Source organism: Pseudomonas lactucae (genome assembly GCF_036688725.1).
GTDB lineage: Bacteria > Pseudomonadota > Gammaproteobacteria > Pseudomonadales > Pseudomonadaceae > Aquipseudomonas > Aquipseudomonas lactucae.
The window spans coordinates 39,330-57,880 of record NZ_JAQQPT010000010.1 but is presented as its reverse complement, the minus strand read 5'-3'; the positions used below and the strand labels follow the sequence as shown (position 1 = coordinate 57,880).

General features: G+C 62.4%; 16 protein-coding genes. 4 read left to right on the top strand and 12 right to left on the bottom strand.

What is annotated here, in order from left to right; translation table 11 throughout:
* Positions 1 to 102 precede the first annotated feature (102 nt).
* Positions 103 to 621 carry an SgcJ/EcaC family oxidoreductase gene (locus V6M90_RS13225; protein WP_305427214.1) on the top strand — a complete coding sequence of 173 codons (519 nt, stop codon included), beginning with the start codon at positions 103 to 105 and terminating at the stop codon, positions 619 to 621.
* A 72-nt stretch (positions 622 to 693) separates the two neighbouring features.
* Here the strand turns inward: V6M90_RS13225 and V6M90_RS13220 are convergent, their stop codons facing one another.
* From V6M90_RS13220 to V6M90_RS13195, 6 genes are all read right to left on the bottom strand, one after another.
* Entirely contained in the window at positions 694 to 2,031 is a 1,338-nt protein-coding gene (locus tag V6M90_RS13220) for an MFS transporter (protein ID WP_003174206.1), read from the bottom strand.
* 117 nt (positions 2,032 to 2,148) lie between these two features.
* The gene (locus V6M90_RS13215; protein WP_332846645.1) at positions 2,149 to 3,090 is read right to left on the bottom strand and encodes an EamA family transporter; all 942 of its coding nucleotides are present in this window, start codon (positions 3,088 to 3,090) and stop codon (positions 2,149 to 2,151) included.
* A 295-nt stretch (positions 3,091 to 3,385) separates the two neighbouring features.
* Positions 3,386 to 3,679, bottom strand: coding sequence for a hypothetical protein (locus V6M90_RS13210; RefSeq protein WP_003174204.1), 294 nt, complete (start codon positions 3,677 to 3,679; stop codon positions 3,386 to 3,388).
* 374 nt (positions 3,680 to 4,053) lie between these two features.
* On the bottom strand, positions 4,054 to 5,544 hold the full coding sequence (locus V6M90_RS13205) for a methyl-accepting chemotaxis protein (protein ID WP_141063931.1): 1,491 nt from the start codon (positions 5,542 to 5,544) through the stop codon (positions 4,054 to 4,056).
* Positions 5,545 to 5,861: 317 nt separating this feature from the next.
* Positions 5,862 to 8,015: a TonB-dependent siderophore receptor gene (locus V6M90_RS13200; RefSeq protein WP_003174201.1), complete on the bottom strand. Its 2,154-nt coding sequence runs from the start codon at positions 8,013 to 8,015 to the stop codon at positions 5,862 to 5,864.
* Positions 8,016 to 8,188: 173 nt separating this feature from the next.
* Positions 8,189 to 8,680: an Lrp/AsnC family transcriptional regulator gene (locus tag V6M90_RS13195; RefSeq protein ID WP_003174200.1), complete on the bottom strand. Its 492-nt coding sequence runs from the start codon at positions 8,678 to 8,680 to the stop codon at positions 8,189 to 8,191.
* Between the two features lie 121 nt (positions 8,681 to 8,801).
* On the opposite strand from V6M90_RS13195, the gene V6M90_RS13190 reads away from it, so the two are divergent.
* A complete protein-coding gene (locus V6M90_RS13190) occupies positions 8,802 to 9,839 on the top strand; it encodes a histone deacetylase family protein (RefSeq protein WP_332846644.1) in 1,038 nt (345 codons plus the stop codon).
* Positions 9,840 to 9,900: 61 nt separating this feature from the next.
* A complete protein-coding gene (locus V6M90_RS13185) occupies positions 9,901 to 11,292 on the top strand; it encodes an amino acid permease (RefSeq protein ID WP_305427210.1) in 1,392 nt (463 codons plus the stop codon).
* Here the strand turns inward: V6M90_RS13185 and V6M90_RS13180 are convergent.
* Positions 11,289 to 13,889 carry an autotransporter outer membrane beta-barrel domain-containing protein gene (locus V6M90_RS13180; protein WP_332846643.1) on the bottom strand — a complete coding sequence of 867 codons (2,601 nt, stop codon included), beginning with the start codon at positions 13,887 to 13,889 and terminating at the stop codon, positions 11,289 to 11,291. The genes V6M90_RS13185 and V6M90_RS13180 overlap by 4 nt on opposite strands.
* 412 nt (positions 13,890 to 14,301) lie before the next feature.
* Here V6M90_RS13180 and V6M90_RS13175 point away from each other — a divergent pair, with 412 nt between their 5' ends.
* On the top strand, positions 14,302 to 14,556 hold the full coding sequence (locus V6M90_RS13175) for a hypothetical protein (protein ID WP_141063927.1): 255 nt from the start codon (positions 14,302 to 14,304) through the stop codon (positions 14,554 to 14,556).
* A gap of 49 nt (positions 14,557 to 14,605) precedes the next feature.
* On the opposite strand, the gene V6M90_RS13170 is transcribed toward V6M90_RS13175, so the two are convergent.
* The 5 genes from V6M90_RS13170 to V6M90_RS13150 form a co-directional block, all read right to left on the bottom strand.
* Positions 14,606 to 15,367 (bottom strand): PIG-L deacetylase family protein, encoded by a 762-nt coding sequence (locus V6M90_RS13170; protein WP_332846642.1) that lies wholly within the window; start codon positions 15,365 to 15,367, stop codon positions 14,606 to 14,608.
* Positions 15,368 to 15,544: 177 nt separating this feature from the next.
* Positions 15,545 to 16,204, bottom strand: a complete 660-nt coding sequence (locus V6M90_RS13165; RefSeq protein WP_003174192.1) for a glycosyltransferase — start codon at positions 16,202 to 16,204, stop codon at positions 15,545 to 15,547.
* Complete coding sequence (locus V6M90_RS13160; RefSeq protein WP_003174191.1) at positions 16,201 to 16,800, bottom strand: SAM-dependent methyltransferase; 600 nt, start codon at positions 16,798 to 16,800, stop codon at positions 16,201 to 16,203. The genes V6M90_RS13165 and V6M90_RS13160 overlap by 4 nt, the downstream gene beginning before the upstream one ends.
* The gene (locus tag V6M90_RS13155) at positions 16,797 to 17,555 is read right to left on the bottom strand and encodes a PIG-L deacetylase family protein (RefSeq protein WP_003174190.1); all 759 of its coding nucleotides are present in this window, start codon (positions 17,553 to 17,555) and stop codon (positions 16,797 to 16,799) included. Before V6M90_RS13155 ends, V6M90_RS13160 begins: the two co-directional genes overlap by 4 nt.
* Positions 17,552 to 18,550 carry an acyl-CoA dehydrogenase family protein gene (locus tag V6M90_RS13150; protein WP_332846641.1) on the bottom strand — a complete coding sequence of 333 codons (999 nt, stop codon included), beginning with the start codon at positions 18,548 to 18,550 and terminating at the stop codon, positions 17,552 to 17,554. The genes V6M90_RS13155 and V6M90_RS13150 overlap by 4 nt, the downstream gene beginning before the upstream one ends.
* Position 18,551 lies beyond the last annotated feature (1 nt).

Genomic DNA, 18,551 nt, shown 5'->3' with positions numbered 1-18,551 from the left:
CGCTATCTGCCAAATGGCATAGGCAAATGCCCCCGGTTGGCCGATGGCGCACGGCGGGCGGGTTGGCAAAGTGGGCGCCACGACAACCCCTGGAGTATTGCAATGACTTTCAAAGCCGCTTCGATCGCCCTGGTTCTTGCCTTCAGCGCACCCTTGGTTCAGGCCGCGCAGACGTCACCCTATGTCTACCGTGAGGTGGCCCAGGCACCGGCCAATGTGAAAGATCGTGAGATCGCCGGTTTATTCGACCGTTGGAACAGTGCCTTGCAGACGGGTAACGTGAACACGGTGGTCGACCTGTATGCGCCGGATGCGGTGTTGCAGCCTACCGTGTCCAATCAGGTGCGCACTACGCCGGACCAGATCAAGGACTACTTCGATCACTTCCTGGCGCTCAAGCCGGTGGGCCAGATCAACTACCGCGAAATCCGCCAGCTGGGCAGCAACGTGGCCATGGACAGCGGGGTCTACACGTTTACCTTGACCCAAGCGAACGGCGAGAAGCGTGAAGTGCAGGCGCGTTATACCTTTGTGTATGAGCAGGTGGGGGGACAGTGGAAGATTCTCAACCATCACTCGTCGGCGATGCCTGAGGTGCAGGTCAAGCATGCCCTGCAATAAGGGCGTTCTTGCTGCGGCGAGCGGCGGGGCGAGTCGCCGCCTTCGCCGGCGCTCGACAGCTGATCTCTGGTGCTAGCGCGAGAGCAACGACGTTGCGCCTTTTTCCTGCGTGCCCACGTCATGCAGCGAAATCCTCGACGTCTCCGGCAACGCCAACCCGCCGGCCAGCGCCAGCAATGCCACCGCAATCAGGTAAAACGCCGGAGAAAGGTTGCTGCCCGTGCTGCTGATCAACCACGTCGCCATCAACGGTGCGGTGCCGCCGAAGATCGTATACGCCATGTTGTAGGTAATCGCCGAAGCGGTGTAGCGCGTGCGGGTGGGAAAGGTCTCCGAGAGCAACGCCGCCGTGACCACGCCACACAACACCGCCCCCACCGCCAGCAACATCACGCCGACGATCGAGGCCGCGAACGAGCCGGAACTGGCCATCAGGAACGATGGATACACCACCACCATCAACAACACACACGCCGTCATCACCGTGACCCGACGCCCCACTCGGTCCGAATACAGCCCTGCCAGCGGGCAAATCGCCGCCGCGAAGATCAACGCAATCAGCGACACCAGCAGCGCTACCGCCCGACTAAGCCCGCCCGCCACTTGCAGGTACGTCGCGAAGTAGGTGGTGAACATATAAAACGACAGCGCCGTCAGCGACACAAAAGCGCCCAGGCAGCAGATCGCCGCACCATGGTTGCGCAGGGTTTCCTTGAGCGGCGAGTGAGCGACCGCATGCTCCTGCTTCACGGCCTGGAAGGCCGGCGTCTCATCCAGCTTCCAGCGCAGGTAAAGCCCCACCAGCCCCAGCGGCGCCGCGATCAGGAACGGCAGGCGCCAGCCCCAACTGCCCATGGCTTCGGCGGACAGCGACGCTTCAAGGGCGTACGCCACCACCGCGGCCGCGGCGAAGGCCGAGAACGTCGAGACCGGCACGAAGCTGCCGTACCAGGCGCGTTTGTCGGTGGGTGCGTGCTCCATCAGATAGGCACAGGCCCCGGCGTATTCGCCCCCGGCCGAGAAGCCCTGGGCGCAGCGGATCAGCGACAACAGAATCGGCGCCGCAACACCAATGGCCGCATAGGTGGGGAGCAGGCCGATCAAGGTCGTGGCGCCGGCCATCAGCAGGATCGTCATGGCCAGGGTGCGTTTGCGCCCGATGCGGTCGCCGAGCATGCCGAAAAAAATCCCGCCCAGGGGCCGGAAGGCGAAGGCCACCGCAAAGACCGCAAAGGTCTTGAGCAGCGCTGCGCTGGCGTCGCCGCTGGGGAAGAACTGCTGGGCGATGGTGGTGGCGAGGAAACCGTAGACGGCGAAGTCAAACCATTCGACGAAATTACCGATGCCGGCGGCGATGATGACCTTTCGCAGGGTGTGGGGGCTGACCTGTTCGGTGGACGGGCTCGACATGGGGGAGGGCCTCGGAATGCGCAGAGAGAGCGCTGATTATCCGAGGCGGCGGTTGGGCGACGGCGTTCAAAAGAGGCCTCTGCGTAGTCAGTAGCGACCTGATGGGCTCGCGCCAGTCTAGACCTGGGCCTTGACGGGCGCCTGGGCAGACTTGCGATAAGTCAGCAGCACGATTCCCGTCACCACAATGACCCCCCCGATCATCTGCCCGACGCTGAGCAGTTGATCGAGCACAACCCAGCCCATCAACAACGTCGCCAGCGGCTCGATGTTCATGACCGGGGCATTGCGCGGCATATCCAGGCGAGGCACCGACATGAACAACACGATAAAGGCTGTGCCATAGAGCACCATCAACGTGGCCAGTGCCAGCCAGCCGGTCGCGGTTGCCGGCGGGTTGAGACCGCCGGGAAGGGTGCCGCTCAGGCCCGCGAGGTTGACGCTGGTGAACACGATGAAAATCGTCAGCAGGCTGCGCACCGAACCGCGTACCTGGGACAGTTTGTGGTCGGTGATCCACAGCGCGCCCGCGAATACGAAGGCGGCGCAGAGGGCGAGGCCGACGCCGATCAGCCATTGTGGGCCGATGCTCGTATCACTTGAAAGACGCCCGGGTACGTCCAGCACGAATACCAGCCCCACCAGAATCAAGCCCATCAGCACGGCGGTGCGGACAGTTGGGCGTGGGCCACCCAATGCCCAGGTGAGCAGGGCCAGCAAAATCGGAAAAACATTGGCCACCAGTAACGCCAGCGCGACCGGCACGCGGGCCACGGCGGAGTAGAGACACAGGCTTTGGGCGGCGATGAGCAGCCCAAGCAGCACTTGCCAGCGCCAGGCACCGCGCGGCAGGCGCAGACTTTGGCGTTGCCACAGCACCAACCCGGCCAGTACCAGCAACGTCCCCCCGGAGCGCAGCACAATGGCCAGCAGCACGCCGGCGCCATCGTCGAAGGCGACGCGCGCGGCGACGTGATTGCCGGCGAAGGCGCAGCCCATGCAGAGCAGTATCAATACGGCGATAGGACGGGGGAATAGAGCGGGGGCAGGGGGTGTCATGGAAAGGACTCGCGCAGTAGGCCACATCGTCAAGGATGGGGATTTATTTTTATGTTGTCGTACAACATTGAGGATATTTGTAGCGTGTTTGAGTTGCCGGGGCAAGGAAGGATTTTCATCGGATTGCGCTATATATTGGAATATACGGCTTTATTTATCGAATTTTGCGGGCGGTTTCTTTGGCGCGGAGAGATGAGGTTAACTCGATTTTCAATATAGAGGTCGTATGACTTGCTGCGTCGTGGAAAGGCGCGCCGGATCGCAATGTTCTCAGCGCGTTTTTCGTGGATTTGACTTAGCTTGCGGGGGCTTCTTCAGTGTCCGGAACCTGAGCACGTAAGCGTTGACCGATGATATCCATCAGGTCACAGCCATCGCGCAAGGGAATAGCCAGCAACTGCGCGAAGTCAGAAAGCACGACCGAGTCGCTTTCCATCTCGCTGCGAAAGGCGATGTTTTCCAAGACCTGAGTAACGGTGCGAATGCGGTAGTCGGCCATGGCTTGCAGTACATCGAGCGGTGCTTGCGAGTCGATAACCAGCGATGCAGGAACCAGATCGATTCCGGTGAGGGGGACGTATCTTTCCACCTGTGAAGCTCCGATAAATGCAGCGGTTGACCGTCACTCATTCGTCGCCAAACGATCGGGTGGCAGCTGTACGCAGGTTGGCGAACCGGTATCGGAAAACCCGGCAGGCCCGAAGGCCTCCCGCGCACAGCCGCCATAAAGACAGCTTTGCAGGCGTGCAGTAGCATCTACAAAAAAGCGCAGTGCTCTTGCATCCGATAGTCAGGTCGCCAAACCTGATCGCCATGTGGGCGACGGGGCGGACTATAAGCGGCATTGGGTTTTGGGGGCAACCTTGGGATTGTAAGTGAGGTCGGTGAGGAACGAGGCAAAGGGCAGACTGGGAGGAACGACTTTTAAGCAGAATCGGCCGAAAACTACTCCCAACCCCATCACTAACGAAACCGCCTCCCCAGCGCATCCAGCCTCACCGCAATCGGCGGCAACTGCTCGCTGCTTCGGGCCAGCATCTCCACATCCTGCGCCGTGCTCTGCGCGATGCTCTGTACCGAGTGCAAGCGCCCGACGATCTCCAGATTCGCCTCCGTCTGCTCGCGTGTGGTGGTGAAAATCCGCCCATTCAGTTCATCGATCTGCCTGATGTCATTGCCCACCGCGCCTAGCATCTGCACGGCCACCTGGCTGTCTTCCACGCAGCGCTCCACGCCTTGTTGGCTGTCGTGCATGGCCTCGACCGCCTGGCGGCTGCCGTGTTGCAACCCTTCGATGATGGTTTTGATTTCCTGGGTGGAAACGGCGGTGCGCTGCGCCAGGCTGCGCACTTCATCGGCCACCACCGCAAATCCCCGGCCTTGCTCACCCGCGCGGGCGGCTTCGATGGCGGCATTGAGGGCGAGGAGGTTGGTCTGGTTGGCGATGCTGCTGATGACTTCGAGTACCGAGCCGATCTGCTCGGCTTGGACGGCCAGGCCCTGGACCGTCTTGTTGGTGCCCTCCAGGCGGGTGGCCAGTTGGGTGATTTCGTGTTGGGCGCGGCCGACGCTTTCCTGACCGCGCAGGATCTGTTTGCTGGCGACGCCGGCATGTTCAACGGCTTGTTCGACGTGCACCGCGATGTTGTCCATGGCGTGTTCCATGCGTTGCATGGAGCCGGTCATTTCGCTGATTTCGGCCAATTGATGCCGTGCGCCTTTTTCCAGGGTGCCGCTGGCGTGGGCCAGTTCCTGGCCGAGTTGGCCGAGGCCATGGGAGTCACGGGCCACGCCGTCGATCAATTGAGTGAGCTGTTGCAGGAAGTGGTCGAAGCGTTTGGCGAGGGATACACGCACCTTGCCTTCGCCGTGGGCGGTTTGCGCGCTGAACTGGGAGGTCACGTCGAGCATCTTCTCGAGCATTTCCTGGCTCTCCACCGCTTCAGTCTGGCTGTGCACGGCGAGGTAGAGCAGGGCGACGGTTTCCATCACCACATAGAACGCGTGGACGAACACCATGGCCCAGCCGCCGTGGTGTTGCATCACGAACACCGGGAACCCTTGGTGCTGCAAGGCGTGGAAGACTACGTGGTGCACGGCGATGGTGACGGCGGCCACCAGGATCGGCAGCCAGTCGCGGTAGAACGTCAGCACCGCCAGCAGCGCGAAAATGCCGAAGTGCGCTTCGATCACGCCCTGGGCCTGGTTGATGTGCAGCGCGGCCATGACCATCAGCCCCGCGCCCAGTGCGCAACGCATCATGCGGGTGCCGCCGATGGCGCGATAGAGCACGGTCAGCACCAGACTGGTGCCGCCCCCGACGACGAGCGCCTGGGTGAGCGTGTCGTGCCAGAACGCCAACCCCAGGGAGAACAGGGACATCAGCCACATCAACGCCAGCATGATGCGGTCGGCCTTGCGGTAGTGCTCCAGGAAACGGGTACGGGCAGGCATTCGCTCTTACTCCTTGTGGACGGGCCAGGAACAAAGCATGCGGCGTGCCACGATGGCGCGCGGGTACAGGTATCGGGATTTTTGCAGAGGCGGGGAAGCTAAAAGGCGTATCGGCATCCGGGGCCGGGACTTTAAGCCTTGTGCCCTGTGGGAGCTGTCGAGGTTCAGCGGAAGGTCACCGCCGTGTCAGATCAACCGAGGCGCAGGTCTTAGGGCTGCTGCGCAGCCCCGCGCGGGACAAGCCTGCTCACCACAACAGCCCGTTGGCCCTGGATTTTCAGCTCAGCGCACGTTGTGTCGATACCTATGCCTGTCGGTCAGAACGTGTACTTGGCCGTCAGCATCATATTCCGTGGGGTGCCGTAGGCGTCGCCGCCGTAGTCCACGGAGTTGGCGATGGTGGAGTAATAGCGGCGGTCGAAGATGTTGTTGGCGTTGAGCTGCAGGTCCACATGCTCGTTGACCTTGTAGCCGGCCATCAGGTCGGTGATGGCGTAGGTGCCTTGTTGGAGGCGGTAGGTGCTGCCATCCGTCAGCTTGACGTCGTTGTACATACGGCTCTGCCAGGAGATGTTGCCGCCTACCCGGAATTTTTCCAGCGGGCCCTGGAGGTTGTAGCGGGTGGTCAGTTTGAACAGGTGTTCCGGTGTGTCGGTGTTGTACTGCTTGTTGACCTTTTGCGGGTTGGCATCGTCTTTGATGGTGTGGGTTCGCGCGTAGGTGTAGCCACCGCCGACTTGCCAGTTCTCGGTCAAGGCGCCTTGCAGCTCGAAGTCGATCCCCTGGCTGCGAATCTCGCCCGAGGCTTCATAACATTCGGTCTGCGGGCAGTTTTGCACGAACACTTGGGTGGCGCGGTTTTCCTGGTCGACGCGGAACAGCGCGACGCTCGCATTCAACGCGCCACCGAGGTATTCGCCCTTGATGCCGACCTCGTAGTTCTTGCCGACAATCGGCTTGACCGGCGTGCCGGCGGTGTCCTTGGCGCTTTGCGGCGTGAAGATGTCGCTGTAGCTGACGTAGACCGAGTGATGGTCGTCCAGCTCGTAGATCAGGCCGGCGTAGCGGGTGAGGTTGCGGGTGACCTTGTAGTCGCCGCTGTCGCTGCCGTGGGCGTCGTAGTCATACCAGTCCAGGCGCCCGCCGAGGATCAGTTTGAGTGGGTCGGCCAGGCTCAGGCGCGTGGTGAGGTAGACGCCGTCCTGGGTGGCTATTGCACGGTCGTCGACGGTGTGGACGAAATTCGGTTTGCCCGCCGTCAGCGGCCAGTTGCTGTCGTACGGGCTGTAGTTGTGGGTGGTCATGTCGTAGATGCGCCGGCTGGCGCCCACCACCAATTCATGGGTACGCCCGAATGCCTGGAACGGTCCGCTGGCAAAGGCGTCGACGCCAGCCTGGTTTTCGTCGTAGGCGGCCTGGTAGACCGTGCGCGCCAGTGACTTGTCGGCGGCCCAGCGCGATTGGTAGGAACCGGAGAACAGCGCATTCTGTTCGGCGTAGTTGGCGTTGACCTGCAGTTTCCAGTCATTGGCCAGTTGCTGGCGCAGTTCGGCGAAGACGGTGTTGATTTCCTGGTCTTTGTTCTCCCAATCGGTGCCAGGGTTGTAGGCGCGCGGCAGGTCCAGGTGATGGCCGTCCTGGCCGATCATGGCGGAGCCCCAGAAGTAGTTGGTCTTGTCCTTCTGGTTCGAGTAGCCAAGGGTGAGGGTGGTGTCTTCGCCCAGGTCGGCTTCGGTGACGGCGTAGAACAGGCCGTGATAGTCCTCGGCGTGGTCGATAAAACTGTTGGCATCGCGGTAAGAGGTGACGACCCGACCACGCCAGGTGCCGCTGTCATTGAGCGGGCTGGAGGCGTCAAGCTCGCCACGGTAGTCGTCCCAGCTGCCGGCGGCACCGGTCAGGGTGACTTTCTGCTCGTCCAGTGGGCGTTTGCGCACCAGGTTGATGGCGGCCGAAGGGTTGCCCGCGCCGGTCACCAGACCGGTGGCGCCGCGCACGACCTCGACGCGATCGAACATCGCCAGGTTCGGCTGGGCGCCGACCGACGCGCCGCTATAGCCGCTAGGAATGCCGTCATACATCAGGTTGTCGATGTCGAAACCCCGTGCGGTATAGGACTGGCGGCCAGGGCCATTGGAAAAATTCAGGAACAAACCGGGGGTGGCATTGACCACATCATTGATGCTGGTCATGGCCTGGTCATCCATGCGCTGGCGGGTGATGACGGTAACGGCTTGTGGGGTTTCACGCAGGGTAAGGGGCAGCTTGGTCGCGGTCTTCATGGCCCCGGTGGTGTAGGACTGCGTACCTTCGGTGGTTTCGCCCAGTTGGCCTTCGCCGGAGATTTGCGTGGCACCCAGTTCCAGCGTGCCGGCCGGGGTTTCAGCGTCGGCGGCGAAGACCGTGTGTGAGGCGGCCAGCCACACGGCCAACACGATCAAGCGAGGTGTAGATCCTTGTTGCACAGACATCGAACGGGCTCTCCCTAAGTGCCATTCCTGGCGAATAATAAATCTGTTGATAATTATTCGCATTAGTCTGTCAGATCGATTCCATGGATAAAACCCTTTGGGGAGAATTAGTTAACGAATTTTTCACCTCCGCTCAGCAGGCTTTTAGCCACTACCTGCCGAGCGGGGCAGCGTTAATCGCGCTGTGGAATCGCCACCCGACTCGTGGCTTTTACCTCGCGCAACGCGAGGCTGGACTGGATCGACGCAATGCCCAATTGGCGCCGTAGCACGCTCTCGACAAACTCGCTGTAGCTGTCCAGATCCTCGGCCAACACCTGCAACAGGTAGTCCGCATCGCCAGTAATCTTGTGGCACGAGAGCACCTCGGGCAGGTCCTTGACCACCGCTTCGAAGGCGTCCGGTGCGTGGTCGGTGTGGATGGCAAAGCGCACGTGCACAAACGCCATGATGTCCAGGCCGAGCATTTTGCGATCGAGGTTGGCCTGGTAGCTCTTGATCACGCCTTCTTCCTCCAGGCGTTTGCGCCGACGCCAGCAGGGCGTGAGGCTCAGGGCCAGGCGCTCACTCAGTTGGGCGTTGGAAATGCTCGCGTCTTCCTGAAGCAAGGCCAGGATGGCGAGATCGGTGTCGTCAAGAACGACCTGCTTGGTTTTATTTTTCATTTATGGCTGCCGCTTTGGTAAAAACACCCGATAAAGCTAGCAGTGCCAGAAGTAAAAGCAAAGAAATCCCCTCGCCGCCAGAACAAAATGAGGCTTGTCTTTTACTGGCGGATGCACACCCATGCTGACTGTTTTTAGCGATGACCACCGTTTGCACCACGGCACCGAATTGAAGGACGGCGTGCTCAAACCCTCGTTCGAACAACCGAGCCGCGCCGACACCGTGCGCGATCGCGTCCGGCACGTGGGGCTGGGCGACATCATTGTGCCGCGCGCCTTCGACCGTGCCAGTTACGTCAATGCCCATAGCGAGCGCTATGTCGCCTTCCTCGAAAACGCCTGGGCCGAGTGGACCGCCATCGGCCGCAGCCATGACGCACTGCCGCTGGTGTGGCCGGTACGCGACCTGGCCAACCAGCAGGTGCCGGACTTCATCGACGGCAAGCTGGGCTTCTTTGCCATGGACGCCGGTTCGCCGATCACAGCTACCACCTGGCACGCGGTGAAGACCAGCGCAGACATCGCGCTCACCGGCCTGGCGCTGATCGACGAAGGCCACCACAGCGCCTTCGCCCTGTGCCGCCCACCGGGTCATCACGCGGCCCGCGAATACATGGGCGGTTATTGCTACCTCAACAACGCCGCGATTGCCGCGCAGCAGGCCATTACCCAGGGCGCGAAACGCGTGGCGGTGCTGGATGTGGATTTCCACCATGGCAACGGCACGCAGAATATTTTCTACGACCGTGCAGACGTGCTGTTCATCTCCCTGCATGGCGACCCAGCGGTGTCCTATCCGTATTTTTCCGGGGCCCGCAGTGAGCGAGGCACAGGCGCCGGTGAGGGTTTCAACCTGAATTACCCGCTGCCCAAAAACACCACGTGGGACCACTACAACACCGCCCTGGCCGATGCGTGCCGGCAATTAAGAAGTTTTGCCCCCGAAGTGCTGGTGATCTCCCTGGGCGTGGACACGTTCAAGGACGACCCCATCAGCCACTTCCTGCTCGACAGCGAGGACTTCATCGGCATGGGCCAGATCATCGCCAGCGTAGGTGTGCCGACGTTGTTCGTGATGGAAGGCGGCTACATGGTCGATGAGATCGGCATCAACGCCGTCAACGTGCTGCACGGTTTCCAAAGCAAGGCCACCCGATAACAACAAACGCTCTACCGCCTTTTTTCTGCCAAAACTCAAAAACATAACAAGAGGTTTTGTGATGAAAACAACCACGCCCGGGCTTTATGAAAAGCCTGCGTTGCAACGCACCCTGAGCAACCGCCACATCCAACTGATGGCCATGGGCGGTGCGATAGGCACCGGCCTGTTCATGGGCTCCGGCAAGATCATCGCGCTGTCCGGCACCTCGATCATCCTGATCTACATGATCATCGGCCTGTTCGTGTATTTCGTGATGCGCGCCATGGGTGAGCTGCTGCTCTCCAACCTAAACTTCAAGAGTTTCGCCGACTTTGCCGGCGCTTACCTGGGGCCGCGCGCGGCGTTCTTTCTTGGCTGGTCGTACTGGTTGAGCTGGAGCGTGGCGGTGGTGGGGGATGCGGTGGTGGTCGGCGGATTCTTCCAGTACTGGTTTCCCGACGTCCCGGCGTGGATGCCCGCCGTGGGCATGCTAATGACGCTGTTCGCGTTGAATGTGCTCACCGTCAGGTTGTTCGGTGAAGTCGAGTTCTGGTTCGCGATCATCAAGATCATCGCCGTGCTGACGCTGATCGGCGTGAGTGTGGTGCTGATCGCCAGTTCCTTTGTGTCACCCACCGGCGTGACCGCGTCGTTGAGCCATCTGCTGGATAAACAGGCGGCGTTCCCCAATGGCCTGTTCGGCTTTTTTGCCGGGTTCCAGATGGCGATCTTTTCGTTCGCCGGTACCGAACTGATCGGCACCGCCGCCGCCGAAACCCGCGCGCCGGAGAGAACCTTGCCCAAGGCGATCAACTCGATTCCGCTGCGCATCATCCTGTTCTACGTATTGGCCCTGGCCTGCATCATCGCCGTGACCTCATGGCAGCAGGTGTCGCCGAGCAAGAGCCCGTTCGTTGAGTTGTTCCTGGTGGCGGGCTTTCCGGCCGCGGCGGGTATCGTCAATTTCGTGGTGCTGACCTCGGCGGCGTCGTCGGCCAACAGCGGGGTGTTTTCCGCCAGCCGCATGTTGTTCGGCCTGGCCGACCTGGGGGATGCGCCGGGAATATTCCGACGCCTGTCGCACAGCAGCGTGCCGTTTATCAGCCTGGCGTTTACCACCCTGTTGATGGTGCTCGGCCTGGTGTTGCTGTTTGTGGTGCCGGAGGTGATGACCGCCTTCACCATCGTGTCGACGGTGTCGGCGATCCTGGTGATTTTTACCTGGTCGACCATCCTCGCGTCCTACATCGCCTACCGCAAGAAGCGCCCGGACCTGCACGCTGCATCGGTGTACAAAATGCCGGGCGGTGTACCGATGGCCTGGTTCAGCCTGGCGTTCCTCGCGTTTGTGCTGTGTTTGCTGGCGTTGCGGCCGGACACACGCCTGGCGCTGTGCGTGATGCCGGCCTGGTTTATCTGGCTGGCGATTGCCTTCCAATTTTCCCGTTTCAAGGCTGTTGGCGCGGTCTAGAACTCCATTCTCAGGCCAAGTGTGCCCTGGCGGCCGTTGAACGTGTGGCTGTCCAGGTTGCGGTTATAGCCGACCTCGCTGTAGACACTGACCCCGGTGGCGACCTGCAGCGTGGCGCCGACACTCAACCCCAGCGTGGTGGACTTCTGCTCGGTGTCGATGTCCGTCACATCGTTGAAGGTGACGGTGTTTTGCCCGGCGCTGGTGTGCCAGATATTGGCGCGGGCATAGGGTTGAAAGGGCATGTCGCGCACATGGTAGTCGCCGCGCAGGCGCACGCCCAGGCGTGTGGTGAGGCTGGTGTCGGCATCGAAAGACACGTCGGAGATACCGTCGTTGCGGCTATCGAGCTTGGTCTTGCTGACGATCACCTGCGCCTGGGGTTCGACGACCCAGTCACGGGTGACGGGGATCGGCCAGCCGACTTCGGCGGAAGCGGCAAGGTTGTGGCCACGGGTTTTCATCTTCACGCCACGGTCGGACTCGTTATGGCCATCCAAACGCGTGCCCATCAGCACCAGGTCGAGGTAGGCCTGGTTGGCGCCGATCAGCGTCCAGTAAACCCCCAGGCTGTCGCCGCGCAGGGTAGTCTTGCCGGCGTCCTTGTCCTGCCAACCGTCGTTGAAGCCTTTGACGTTGCCCCTCAGGCGGCTATGGCCGACGAAAAACCCCAGGCGTTGCAGCAGGCCGTCGTCCAGGGTGCCGGCGTACACATCGCTGCCCACCTGGAAGCCGGTTATCGAACTGTCCAGTGTCGGGCTTACCGTACCGGCAAAACCCTGGCGGCTGCTGCTGCCGTAGACGCGACCCCAACCCGCTGGAAATGCGCCGGTGCGCTGTTGCTGGCGCTGATCGCCCATGCGCTCGTGATAAGTGCCCAGCATGCCCTGCACAATCTGTTGCGCGGCCGGGAACAGCGCGGCATACACCGGCACTTCCGGACGGTAGATCGGAATGGGGGTAATGCCTGGGTTGGGCGGCAGTGGCGGGGTGCCTACGACGGGCTCGGGCAATTGGACGGGCGGGTTCTCGGGCTCGGGCAATGGGACGGGTGGGTTCTCGGGTTCGGGTATCGGCGTAACCGGTATCGTGGAGCGCAGGTAGTAGTTGTGTTGCGTACCGGCCGTGACACCGCCTTTGAACAGGTAGTAGTCAAATGCCCCGGCGGACACCGGCGCCCCGAGTGTGAAGGCACCGGCACTGCTGGTGGCGCCGTTGAGTGCCTGCACCACCTGGATACCATCCTGCAGCGTCTCGGCACCGGCGCCGCCGGCATTGCTGACCGTGATGCTGGTAGAGCCCGCCATGGCACCCTGACTGACCACCAGTTTGTCGCTGGGTGAGCCGTCGCCTCCCAGCGTGCTGTCCAGTTTGAGCCGTGCACCGTCACCGGTGTAATTACCGTTGATGGTCAGGGTATCGTTGGGGCCGTTACTGCCGGAGGTCATGTCGATCAGACCACGGTTGTTGACGCTGACCAACTGGCCGGCGGTAAACGCTTCGATCACGCCGGTGGCGACCAGCAGTTCGCTCGTACCGTCGAGGCTCAATGTGCCGGTCCCGGTGCCACTGTCACCGAGCTTGAGCGTACCGCCCAGGCTCAATTGCGCGCCATTGTCCATCTGGATGGTTTCCCAGTTGGTAAACAGGCCCGGGTCGCCGGCCTTGGTGTTGTCCAGGGTCAGTTTGTCGTTGCCCAGGCCGCCGTCAATCAGCGTCGTTGCTGCCAATTGCGTATTCACCAGGTTCTTCAGCAACGCCGTATCGTCCCCCGCGCCGGCCAGCACGAAGGAGTGCAGGTTACCGCCCGTCCAGTTGAACACGTCGTTGCCGAAGCTGAGCAGGATTTGCCCGTTGACGTCCCCCCCGGAGACTTCCACGCGGTCGTCACCGCCGCTGACGCTGATATTGCCGCCAATGAAGCTGGTGCCGGATACCAGGACGGTGTCTTTGCCAAAACCGGTCACCAGGTTGCCGATGATTTTTCCGCCGCGCATATCGAACAGGTTGTCGTCGAGCTTCATGTCCACTCGGCCGATGCTGCCGCCGGTCATCAGTGCCTGGTCGCCATCCTCGAAGGCGCCGGTGATGGTGCCGGCGTTCAACACGAAATCGTCCAGCCCATCGCCCTGCGCCAGGGACGCGATGGTCCCGCCGCTCATGGAGAACTTATCGATGCCGCTGCCCTGGCTCACCGCCCCTATGGTGCCACCGCTGATTTGCACGATGTCCGTGCCCGCGCCCTGAATTAACGCGCCGGTGATCGTGCCGTTATTCATCTGGAAAATATTCACGCCGTCGCCCTGATTCAGCGTGCCATTGATGCGCATGCTGGTGCTGGTATCGAGAAACGTGACGAGGTCATTGCCTGCGCCGAAGCTGGCATTGCCGGTGACAGCACCGGTGCCGCTCATCGTCAATGTATTGTTGCCGCCGCTGTCGGTAAAACCGGCGGCAGTGCCGCTGTCGCAGGTGTAGACGTCGTCGCCGGCGGTGGGTGAGATGGTGCAGGCTGCATAGCTGACCTGAGCCCAGGGCGCCAGGGCCGCGGAGCAGGCAAAACCCAAATAAACCAGAGGTGATAACCGTGTGTGCATGATCCGTCCTCGACTAACGGGAAGGGGGCCCCCGGCACCTGCAACAACAGGCGCGGGCCAGACCATGACAACGTGATGCGCGATACGGATCAGGGACTACGGGTTACCTGCATCTGAAAACACCGGCCAATGCAAAGAGTTGGCATGGCTTTCTCGACTGCACATGAACCCGTGCAGCGCTTTTTAGACGTTAGCACACATCGGGCAGAGCGCTACTGTCAGAAATAGCAGGTAGGTACGAGTGGTTTGCTGTGTTGCATTGGCTATGCTGAACAGGCTGGGAACGAAGCGGTAGTGGATGGAGGTAGAGGGTCGAGGCCGATGGGCTTCATGGCGTGGCCGTCACGTGATCCTGTAGTCGGTGTGCCTGGCGAACGGCTGAGACAGCCCCCTTCTACAAAGGAGAACTACTATGAATATTCAAGCAGCACGCATGTTGCCCGTTGCCCTGGTGTTGATGATGGCGCCTGCCCTGAGCTGGGCGGCCAACTTCGATTGTGCCGTGTATGACATGACAATCAATAGCGGGCAGGGAGCTGAAGCCAGGCAAGCGGATGACAGCATAGAGGCGTCAGACGTTGACGAAGCAGTAGCACAGATGCGCAAAAGGGAAGATTGGCAGGACGCAGACAAATACATCGTCAAATGCAGGCCGGCAGAAGAGTAAATGCCACGCTGTCGGGAGCGATTTATTGCGCGCTCCCGCTTTCAACCCACTACACAAACACAACCTCATACGGCTCACGCATACGCTCCAGCAGCACCTGCGCCAGTATCGGTGCCAGGCCGATCTCGGGGTCGCCCATCAGTTGGGTGGCATAGGCGTGGGCCGCATGAAGCTTGCGCGCCACGCCCCAGGTGTTCAGGCTTACCTTGCGTGCGCGATGCCAGGGGAACACGGCCCCTTCGCGGACGGGCCAGTGCCAGGCCCAGATCGGCACCTCATACAACCGCGCCCCCACCAGGCTGCACGCCTTGGCGCTGGCGCGGCCGACGGCGCCGTGGTCGTCATTGCCGTCGTTGCACCAGGTGGTAAACACCACATCGGCCGGTTGCAGATACCGCGCGATAAATTGGCTCAGTTGCGGCTCGCGGGCCGCCAGGGCGTTGTCGCAAAAACCGCCGCGGATCCATTTCAGGCTGTGCAAGGGCATGCCCAGCCGGCGCAGCGCTTCGGCACTTTCCTGGGGCCGGACCACGCTCAAGCGGCTGGCCGGCCAGGTGTGAGAGCCGGGGTGGCTGGCACTGCCGTCGGTGATCGAGATCAGTTGCAGTGGGTGCTCCAGGGTGCTGAGCAATTGCAGCAGGCCGCCGCAGGCCAGCACTTCGTCGCCGGGGTGCGGCGCGATGATGACCACGCGCGCGCCCGGAGGCACCAGTGAGGTGGCAGCGATCGGCGGGATTTGCGCCAGTTGCGGCGCGCTGTTCCAGATTTGCGCGGGGCCGCGACGACCTTCGCTTAAGCAGGCAGGCTTCATGGGGTGTCACGTCCTTGTCGATTGAGGCGGGGTCGTGCCCGATAACGGGACGACTCTCTTTTATTCACCACAGGCTCCGCCGTGGTGCTGCGTGACCATTCAACCTTGAATGATCAGCAAGGCGTCATGAGCATAGACAAGGATTGAAGGTTTTCACATTTCGGCCTTTGGTTTTTTTCAGGTCGCGCACACCAGGCTCTTCAAAAAGTCGCCGAAGCCACCCTGGGCGCGGGCCTGCAGACGTGCGCTGGTGACGACTTGCGGGCGGTGACTCCAGGCGATGGACGCGCCGCAGCGTTCAAGGTCGCGCACCAGTTGCACATCCTCGTGGCAGGCCAGCGGCTCGAAGCCCCCGGCGCGTATGTAGGCACCCGCGCTCACTCCCAGGTTGGCGCCGTGGATATGCCGATGCCCGTCCCGCGCCGCGTAGCCCTGGTGATAGCGAATCTGCGCCGATGTGTCGAAATCCTCACTCCAGGTATCGACGGTGACGGTGCCGCACACGGCATCCGCCTCCAACGCAAGCTGTGCCACCAGCCAGTCGGGAGAGACCCGGCTGTCGGCATCGGTACAGGCAATCCAGCGTGCGCCCGCATTGAGCAGGTGACGCGCGCCCACACCACGCGCCTGCCCGACATTGCGCGCTTGCACGTCCAGGCACTGCACCGGGTAGGCGCTGGCGATGACCGCGCTGGCGTCGCTGCAACTGTCGAGTACCACCAGGATCTGTACCGCTTCGCCGTGCAGGTCCGGGTGGCTGGCCGCGACCAGTGCGGCGTCCAGACACTCGGCCAACAGTGCCTCTTCGTTGTGCACCGGGATCAGAATGCCGATCATCGCAGGCCCTCCAGATGCGCGACCGAGGTGCCGTCGCGGCTCCACAGGTCGAGGAGAAAATCAGGGTCATGGTGGCCGGCGACCCGCGTCATGCCCAGGCGCTGTCCCAGCAGGGCATGCACCTGTTCGGCGGTTTGAGGGCAGCCCTCGATGGGCGCACGCCAATGGCAGGCCAACACCTGGCCATCGGCGCTCAGCGCGCTGAGGGCGCGGGTGATCAAACGGCCCAGGTCGTCGGCGTCAAGGTAGTAACACAGCTCACTCAATACGATCAGGTCGAACTGGCCCTCGGGCCATTGTTCGGGTAGTCGACTCTGCCGCACCTGGGCATGGGGGAAACCCAGCAGGCGTTTACGCGCCAGGCTCACGGCCGCCGCGGCGGTGTCGCAACACAGCAGGCGATCACAGCGTGGCGCCAGTTCGGCGCTCAGTTCGCCATTGGCACACCCTGGTTCGAAGATCGAGGCATAACGCGGCCGGGTCAGCAACGCCAGGGTCAGTGCGCGTTTGCGCCGTTCGTACCAGCGTTGGCGGAAGGCCCAGGGATCATCGTTGCCAGCAAACAGTCGGTCGAAATAGGGCGTGGCCACACTCATACAAATACCACCTCAAAAGGTTGCAGCAAGCGTTCCACCACATAGGGCGCAAGCACCGGCGCCAGGCCGATCTGCGGGTCGCCTTCCAGCTGGCTCGCGAAGGCATGGATGGCATGGCGCTTGCGGGCGACGGCTTCGCAGGTCAGGGGGATTTTGCGCGCGCGGTGCCACGGCACCAGGCAGTCCTCGGGGGTCGCCCAATGCCAGGTCCACACCGGCAACTCATACAACGCGGCGCCCACGGCCTGCGCCGCCTTGGCGCTGGCACGGCCGACGGCTTCGTGGTCGCAGTGACCGTCTTCGCGCCAGGTGGTAAACACCACATCGGTGGGCTTGAGGTAGCGCTGGATAAACTCGACCAACTGCGCTTCACGGTCGGCGACATGGCTGTCGGCAAACCCCGCGCGCAGCCATTTCAGACTGTGCAGCGGCAGACCCAGCCGGTGCAGGGCCTGCGCCGACTCCTGCGGACGCACCACGCTCAAGCGCTCCACCGGCCAACGACGCGAACCGGGGTGGCTGGCGCTGCCGTCGGTGACCGAAATCAGTTGCATCGGCCGACCCAACGCGGCCAAACCTTGCAACAGACCACCACAGCCCAGCACTTCATCATCCGGGTGTGGCGCGACAATCACCGCGCGATGGCCCTCGGGCACCAACTGTTCAACGCTGATCAGCGGCAACTCGGCCATGCGCGACGACGCTTGCCAGCGGTGCAACGGCGTGCCCTGGCCGACGATCGGGTTGGGTTTCATAGTTGCCACCTCCCTGTGGGTTCGCCGGCAACCAGCTCGCCGAGACCGGCAAGATCGCGTTCGGCATGGCTTTGGCGCACATACACCGGCAAGTCCGCCATCAGTTGGGCAAAGTGCCGGTCCTTGCAAAAAGGCCCGGCACCGAGCGCCCGGCCCACATGGTGGATCACCTGTTCTACGCACTCTTCGACGCAGGCCCGTGTGCGTTGGGCCAGTAGCCGGGCGTCAGCGGTGGGCGCACGGTCGATGTGTGCGGCACTGTGGCGCAATGCACAGGCAGCGGCGTACAGCGCGCTGTCCACCGCGCCCAAGTGGGCGAGGGCATGCGGTTCCGGGCGTTTGTTGCACTGCTCGCGCAGCGCCTCTGCCAGGCGTTGCGCCGCGCCGTACCAGCACGCCGCGATGCCGATGCCGCCTTGCCAGAAACCGGGGCGGCCAAGGTAGGCGCCGGGGCCGCCAACGGCAACCCCGTGCGCGTCGTCGAACAGCACCTCGACGCTGCCGGTCGCCGCCATGCCGACTGCGCTCCAGCCTTCATCCGTCACCCTGACCCCCGGCTGTTGCATCGGCACCGCCACCAGTTGCTGACGGTCTTCTTCATCCCAGGCCGTCAACAACCCATGGCTGACCACCGCCGCGCCGGAGCACCAAGCCTTGCGCCCGGTCACCCGCACGCGCTCGCCCTGGCGCTGCACGCACACCTTGGCCGTCGGCGGTTCGGCGGCCCACATGCCCCAGGTACTGCCCAACGGCGGCAGTGGGCTATGCAGCTCGGCGATGATCGCCAGTGCATCAGTGTGGCCTTCGAACAACTTGCACAAGCGCAGGTCGTGCCCGGCCACCTGCGCCAACCGACTGAACCGTGCCAACGTCTCGCCGCTGCCGGGCAGCGGCAAGTGGTCCAAGCCTTCGGCCTGGAGCGCCTTCAGCGCCTCGCCAAGGGCTTGCGTGTCCGCGTAGTCCCGGTGGTGTTGAAGGCATCCCTGCTGGTCCATT

Bases quoted from the DNA above. Each gene is read 5' to 3' on its own strand.
- V6M90_RS13165 (WP_003174192.1), bottom strand. From the start codon at position 16,204: ATGATCGGCATTCTGATCCCGGTGCACAACGAAGAGGCACTGTTGGCC.
- V6M90_RS13155 (WP_003174190.1), bottom strand. From the start codon at position 17,555: ATGAAACCCAACCCGATCGTCGGCCAGGGCACGCCGTTGCACCGCTGG.
- V6M90_RS13185 (WP_305427210.1), top strand. From the start codon at position 9,901: ATGAAAACAACCACGCCCGGGCTTTATGAAAAGCCTGCGTTGCAACGC.
- V6M90_RS13180 (WP_332846643.1), bottom strand. From the start codon at position 13,889: ATGCACACACGGTTATCACCTCTGGTTTATTTGGGTTTTGCCTGCTCC.
- V6M90_RS13220 (WP_003174206.1), bottom strand. From the start codon at position 2,031: ATGTCGAGCCCGTCCACCGAACAGGTCAGCCCCCACACCCTGCGAAAG.
- V6M90_RS13205 (WP_141063931.1), bottom strand. From the start codon at position 5,544: ATGCCTGCCCGTACCCGTTTCCTGGAGCACTACCGCAAGGCCGACCGC.
- V6M90_RS13200 (WP_003174201.1), bottom strand. From the start codon at position 8,015: ATGTCTGTGCAACAAGGATCTACACCTCGCTTGATCGTGTTGGCCGTG.
- V6M90_RS13160 (WP_003174191.1), bottom strand. From the start codon at position 16,800: ATGAGTGTGGCCACGCCCTATTTCGACCGACTGTTTGCTGGCAACGAT.
- V6M90_RS13195 (WP_003174200.1), bottom strand. From the start codon at position 8,680: ATGAAAAATAAAACCAAGCAGGTCGTTCTTGACGACACCGATCTCGCC.
- V6M90_RS13170 (WP_332846642.1), bottom strand. From the start codon at position 15,367: ATGAAGCCTGCCTGCTTAAGCGAAGGTCGTCGCGGCCCCGCGCAAATC.
- V6M90_RS13190 (WP_332846644.1), top strand. From the start codon at position 8,802: ATGCTGACTGTTTTTAGCGATGACCACCGTTTGCACCACGGCACCGAA.
- V6M90_RS13225 (WP_305427214.1), top strand. From the start codon at position 103: ATGACTTTCAAAGCCGCTTCGATCGCCCTGGTTCTTGCCTTCAGCGCA.
- V6M90_RS13215 (WP_332846645.1), bottom strand. From the start codon at position 3,090: ATGACACCCCCTGCCCCCGCTCTATTCCCCCGTCCTATCGCCGTATTG.
- V6M90_RS13150 (WP_332846641.1), bottom strand. From the start codon at position 18,550: ATGGACCAGCAGGGATGCCTTCAACACCACCGGGACTACGCGGACACG.
- V6M90_RS13175 (WP_141063927.1), top strand. From the start codon at position 14,302: ATGAATATTCAAGCAGCACGCATGTTGCCCGTTGCCCTGGTGTTGATG.